At 57.1% G+C, this 5,502-nt stretch carries 6 protein-coding genes; 5 read left to right on the forward strand and 1 reads right to left on the reverse strand.

Annotated features, from left to right (window positions below):
• The first annotated feature begins 188 nt into the window (after nucleotides 1–188).
• The 4 genes from A3754_RS17215 (at nucleotide 189) to A3754_RS17230 (ending at nucleotide 3,572) form a co-directional block, all read left to right on the forward strand.
• A complete protein-coding gene (locus tag A3754_RS17215) occupies nucleotides 189–755 on the forward strand; it encodes a nuclear transport factor 2 family protein (protein ID WP_063520682.1) in 567 nt (188 codons plus the stop codon).
• Between the two features lie 17 nt (nucleotides 756–772).
• Nucleotides 773–1,258, forward strand: coding sequence for a chalcone isomerase family protein (locus tag A3754_RS17220; RefSeq protein WP_231880672.1), 486 nt, complete (start codon nucleotides 773–775; stop codon nucleotides 1,256–1,258).
• Nucleotides 1,259–1,345: 87 nt separating this feature from the next.
• Nucleotides 1,346–2,140: a GGDEF domain-containing protein gene (locus A3754_RS17225; protein WP_063520684.1), complete on the forward strand. Its 795-nt coding sequence runs from the start codon at nucleotides 1,346–1,348 to the stop codon at nucleotides 2,138–2,140.
• A 277-nt stretch (nucleotides 2,141–2,417) separates the two neighbouring features.
• Nucleotides 2,418–3,572: an OmpA family protein gene (locus A3754_RS17230; RefSeq protein ID WP_063520685.1), complete on the forward strand. Its 1,155-nt coding sequence runs from the start codon at nucleotides 2,418–2,420 to the stop codon at nucleotides 3,570–3,572.
• A 167-nt stretch (nucleotides 3,573–3,739) separates the two neighbouring features.
• Here the strand turns inward: A3754_RS17230 and tadA are convergent, their stop codons facing one another.
• Nucleotides 3,740–4,192 carry a tRNA adenosine(34) deaminase TadA gene (tadA, locus tag A3754_RS17235; protein WP_063520686.1) on the reverse strand — a complete coding sequence of 151 codons (453 nt, stop codon included), beginning with the start codon at nucleotides 4,190–4,192 and terminating at the stop codon, nucleotides 3,740–3,742.
• 179 nt (nucleotides 4,193–4,371) lie between these two features.
• On the opposite strand from tadA, the gene purT reads away from it, so the two are divergent.
• The coding region (gene purT / locus A3754_RS17240) for a formate-dependent phosphoribosylglycinamide formyltransferase (protein ID WP_063520687.1) at nucleotides 4,372–5,502 on the forward strand (1,131 nt) is incomplete at its 3' end.

The following is a 5,502-nucleotide window of genomic DNA, read 5'->3' on the forward strand; positions in this document are numbered from 1 at the left end:
CAGAGCAACTGGAACGCGAAAAAGTTAACGATGACCGCACGTGTGGGGAAATTCATAGGCTTACGATGCAGCATCCCTCGTCAAAGCGCTGTGAATCGTGACGCCAAGCCTGCGCCCTTACGACTCCATACAACCCTGGCAATTTCAGCTTCACAACCGATTCACCACAGACCAGACAGAATCCAGCCATGAATGCTTTCAGCACATTATCGTTTTCGCTGCTTCTGACGCTGCTTTTAACCGCCTGCAGCAGTACGCCCAAAGGGCCTTACGGGTATACCGACCGGTATCAACAGGCGCTCACGTCTGCCCCCAGCGGCCACCCGGTTGATTCGGCGACAATCGATCGTTTTATTGCGTTCTTCAACCCGCTGGATGCCAACACCATTCCCACACAGATCGACACCATCTATGCCGACCCCCTGTATTTCAACGACACCCTGGTCACGCTGACACAACGAGACGAGTTAGCCGCGCATTTACAAGCCACCGCCGAAGGGCTGAACAGCATGTCCCTCACCGTCAACCACATCATTAAAGACGGCAGTGATGTGTATCTGCGCTGGGTCATGGAGGCACGCTTCAGCCTGCTCGGCAGCGAACGCCTGTCTCGCACCATTGGTATCAGCCAGCTGCGTTTCAACGCGCAGGGGCAAGTCGTTTTCCAGCAGGATTTCTGGGACAGCAGCCAGGGCATGGACCAGCATTTGCCCGTAATAGGACCGATGACACGATGGCTAAGAGAGCACGACTAATCCCGGCCGGGCTGCTAATGGCTGCTGCGGCAATCGCCTCACCAGGTTACGCGAGCGAAAGCGAGCAACCCTGGCAGGTTTGTACCCGCAGCGATGTGAAAGCCCTGCGCTTCATCACGGTGGGCGAAGCCACCCTGTCCCGACACGACTGTCAGGCCGACGACCTGCTGTCACCACCGTTGCGGCTGACCTTCCGCTATTTTCGTGACGTTCCCGGTGATGCCTTTGCCAAAGCCGCGCTGAACTTTCTGGAAAAAAACCTCCAAGCAACGGAATTCGACCGATACCAGTCCCGTTTCCAGGCATTCAACAGCCATTATCAGGACATCAGCGACGGCGACGCCTACAGCCTGACCTATCGCGAAGACGGCCTGACACTGGCCCTCAATAACCAGCGCTTTGCCAGCGAAGCAGGCACCACCTTTGCCCGCTACTACCTTCGCATCTGGTTTGGCGAGACCCCCTATTCCCAATCACTGAAGGAAAACCTGCTGGATCAGTGAGATACCCCGCCCCCTATTGCACGGCATGCAAGCAGACGTGATACTGACAAACATAATAATCAGCACGTTAATTGGGGATTATCGAGCATGGCCAAGCTTTTTCATGTGGTAGCGACGTCCGCCAGACTGGTCAGTCGTAGCGACCGCCGTTCCGCCCTGAAAGGCACCGCCGCCATCACCTTGTGCTCAATCCTTGTCTCCCTTGTGCTCACCAGCATCGGCATCATGCTGGTGGGTGAACGCGACTGGTTATCACCGCTGGTTCTTGCCGCCCTGCTCCCCCTGTTATTGGTGACGCCACCACTTTATCTGTTCAGCTGCCGGTTGATTGCGCTGGACAGGTACAACCACCAACTGCAACAGCTGGCCCGCGAGGATCACCTCACTGGCCTCTTCAATCGCCCCCACCTGCTGGGCATGCTGGAACGGGAACTGGCCCTGAGCCAGCGACACAACTACACGGTTTCCATCCTGCTCATTGAAATTGAGGACTTCACCCAGCTACTGGATAGTTTCGGACGCCACACAGGGGAAAAGGCCCTCCGCCTGTTTGCCGACTGCATTCGAGAAAAAATTCGCGAAAGTGATCTTTTTGGACGGTTTGATGGTGCCCAGTTCCTGCTGGTGCTCCCCCACACCAATTTTGATGATGCCGCCCGCATGGGTGAAGGCCTGAAAGCCCTGGCCGGCAATCTCAAGCTTTCCAGCCCGAGAACCGCAGCCCAGCCAGAAGAAGCGGTTTCCGTATGCGCCCGTATCGGCGTTGCCAGCACCGAAAACAGTGGGCGCAGCCTCAACCCGCTGCTTAACGAAGCGGACTATGCGCTCTACCAGAACCGCAACGAAGGGCGTGAAAAAACCTCGCCGCCGGCACTTTCCTGAACAGCCATCAACCGGCGACGTGACCAGCCTAAGCCCGCCCTAGGGCCTGCTAACACGACCGAGATAACAGACCCTAGTATTAAGGACCCACCAAGCCTCACCCCGTTAATACTTTCACACTACAACATTACAAAAAAGTGTTCTCCCGCTACCAAATAAATTCCATATTTGTAAATTTTTTTATTAATCTGAGTAGTGAGGATTTACATGGGAGACAGGCTAGCCAACACTGGCCCCGTGTTTGATCTGCCTACTGAATAAGACAAGGAAGGAGCTTATGAACGCTAAACGCTTTTTAGCGGCGAGCATTGCTTGCGCATCTGTCACCGCGACCACCACCGTCATTGCTGACGAGATCCCCGAACAGTATTTCTACTTCGGCGGGCACATCAGTGAAAACTGGCTGGATGTGGGCGACCACATTGACCAAAACACCAGCGAAAACGAAGTTACCCTTCCCGGTGCCCAAATGGGTTACCGTTTCAACCGTGACTGGTCTTTTCAGGGTTGGTGGGAGCGTAACAACTCCAACACCGATCTGCTTGGCGACGCGGACATCAACATCGCTCACGGCGCCATCCGCAAACACTTTGCCGGCAACTCCGCCTTCGAACCCTACGTGGGTATCGGTGCCGGTGAGTTCCGCACCGAGCCGAACAGCGACAGCTCCAACGATTTCAAAGAGACCATCGGTACTCTGGAAACCGGTTTTCAGACCATGCTGCACCCGCATTTCCTCCTGGACGTGGGCGCTCGTCCCTACTATAGCTTCCGCACCGAACGCTGGGATGCAGAAGTCTATGCAGGCCTGAACTTCATCATTGGCGGTTCCAGCGAGAAAGAAGAGCCGGCACCGGTTGAAAATGTAGTCACCGACAGCGACGGCGATGGTGTACCGGATGAGCGCGATCAGTGCGCCAACACCCCGGCAGGCGCCCAGGTAGATGCCACCGGTTGTGAGCTGGATGATGACAACGACAGCATCGTTAACAGCATGGACGAATGTCCGAACACCCCTGCCGGTGCCCTGGTTGACGACAAAGGCTGCCAGCAATACCTGGACAAGGACGTAAAAGAAACCCTGTACGTTGAATTCGGCCACGATAAAGCCGAAGTCCGTCAGACTTCTTACCCGTCTCTGGAAAACCTGGCCGAAGGTATGCGTCAGTACCCGTCCGCCAACCTGGTACTGGAAGGTCACACTGACAGCACCGGTTCTGCGGCTTACAACAAGAAACTGTCCCAGCAACGTGCAGATGCTGTGAAGACCGTACTTGTTGATCACTTCAACGTAAGCGCGGACCGCATCACCACCGTAGGTTACGGCGAAGAGAAGCCTATCGCTGACAACAAAACCAGCGAAGGCCGCGCCGAAAACCGTCGCGTGGAAACCATCATGAAAGCCACCACCAAGGAAGCGCAATTCCAGTAAGGAATTACGCTGACTAAAAAAGGGGCCGGTTTTTTACCGGCCCTTTTTTTGTGCCGCGCTGTGGCCGCAACACGGTTCACGCAGGCATGTAACACGCTAAAAACGTGGCAGGCATGCGCGTTGTGGGAACAAAGCCGCTAACCGGTTTCGCCCAACCTCACCTATCGCTACTTTTTCCGGCGTTCAGCAAAGAAACCTTTGAGCAGTAGCGCACTCTCTTCTGCCAACACGCCCCCCTCCACGTCCATCCGATGATTGTAGAAATCCACCGACGGCAGTTGTAGCTGGCTTTCGCACACCCCTGCACGGGGCTCTCTGGCGCCATACACAAGCCGGCCGATGCGCGCATGAACCATGGCTCCAAAGCACATGGTGCACGGCTCAAGGGTGACATAGAGCGTACTGCCACTGAGCCGATAATTACGCTCGGCTTGCGCAGCGCTACGCATGGCCACTATTTCCGCATGGGCACTGGGGTCGCTGGCGATAATGGGCTGGTTATACCCCTCACCCAGTAACTGGTTATCCCGGACAACCAGCGCACCCACCGGCACTTCCCCCCGATCTGCCGCCTGCCGAGCCAGCGCCAGGGCCTGTTGCATCCAGTATTGATCGTCCACCCGCTCTCCTTATCCCGTCTCCATGCCCGCAAAACACACACATGGCATCGCACAGACGAAGTGTACCGCAAGCCCTACCCGCACAGAACGAAGCGTCCCATTCCGGTCGGCGCTGCCCGCCGCTGGCGTAGCCTCTGCTTTTCATTACAATCAGGGCACCGAACATATTGAGAGCTGTTATGACTGTCATTGGCACCCCTTTCACCGACAACGCTACCCGCGTCATGCTGCTGGGCTCCGGCGAGCTGGGCCGCGAAGTCGCCCTGGAACTGATCCGCTACGGTTGCGAAGTCATCGCCGTGGATCGCTATGCCCACGCCCCCGCCATGCAGGTGGCACAACACAGCCATGTCATCAACATGCTCGATGGCGCCGCCTTGCGGGCACTAGTCGAACAGGAGAAACCGGCGTTGATCGTTCCGGAAATCGAGGCCATTGCCACAGACGAGCTGGTCAAGCTGGAAGCGGAAGGCTACACCGTGGTGCCCACTGCCCGGGCAACCCAATTGACCATGAACCGTGAAGGCATTCGCTGCCTGGCCGCAGAAGAGCTGTCACTGCCCACTTCGCCCTATCGCTTTGCCGATAACGAAGCGGACTATCAGCAGGCCGTGCGCGAGATCGGTTTTCCCTGCGTGGTGAAACCCGTCATGAGTTCCTCCGGCAAAGGACAAAGCACCCTGAAAAACGACGCGGACGTTCTGCCCGCCTGGGAATACGCGCAGTCCGGCGGCCGCGCCGGCCAGGGCCGGGTCATCGTGGAAGGCTTTGTGGACTTCGACTACGAAATCACCCTGCTGACGGTTCGCCATAAGGCCGGCAACGAGATCAAGACCAGCTATTGTGCCCCCATCGGCCACCGTCAGGAAAACGGCGATTACCAGGAATCTTGGCAGCCCCAGCCCATGAGTGAAGCGGCACTGCAACGCTCCCGCGACGTCGCACTGGCGATTACCGACGCACTCGGTGGTCTGGGTATCTTCGGGGTCGAGTTGTTTATCAAAGGCGACCAGGTGTACTTCAGCGAAGTGTCTCCCCGCCCCCACGACACCGGCCTGGTGACACTGATTTCCCAGACCCTTTCCGAATTCGCCTTGCATGCCCGGGCCATTCTTGGTCTGCCAGTCCCGGAAATCGAGCAGCGGGGTCCCTCAGCATCATCCGTATTGCTGGTACAAGGCCAATCAGAGGCCATGCGTTACCATGGCCTGGACACCGCCCTGGCCGACACGGATACCGAAGTGCGCCTGTTCGGTAAACCGGATATCAACGGCAGTCGGCGCCTGGGCGTTGCACTGGCCAAAGCCGAC

Source organism: Alcanivorax sp. HI0083 (assembly GCF_001635175.1).

Coding starts and splice junctions, on each gene's coding strand:
- A3754_RS17215 (WP_063520682.1), top strand. CDS start 189: ATGAATGCTTTCAGCACATTATCGTTTTCGCTGCTTCTGACGCTGCTT.
- A3754_RS17220 (WP_231880672.1), top strand. CDS start 773: ATGGCTGCTGCGGCAATCGCCTCACCAGGTTACGCGAGCGAAAGCGAG.
- A3754_RS17225 (WP_063520684.1), top strand. CDS start 1,346: ATGGCCAAGCTTTTTCATGTGGTAGCGACGTCCGCCAGACTGGTCAGT.
- A3754_RS17230 (WP_063520685.1), top strand. CDS start 2,418: ATGAACGCTAAACGCTTTTTAGCGGCGAGCATTGCTTGCGCATCTGTC.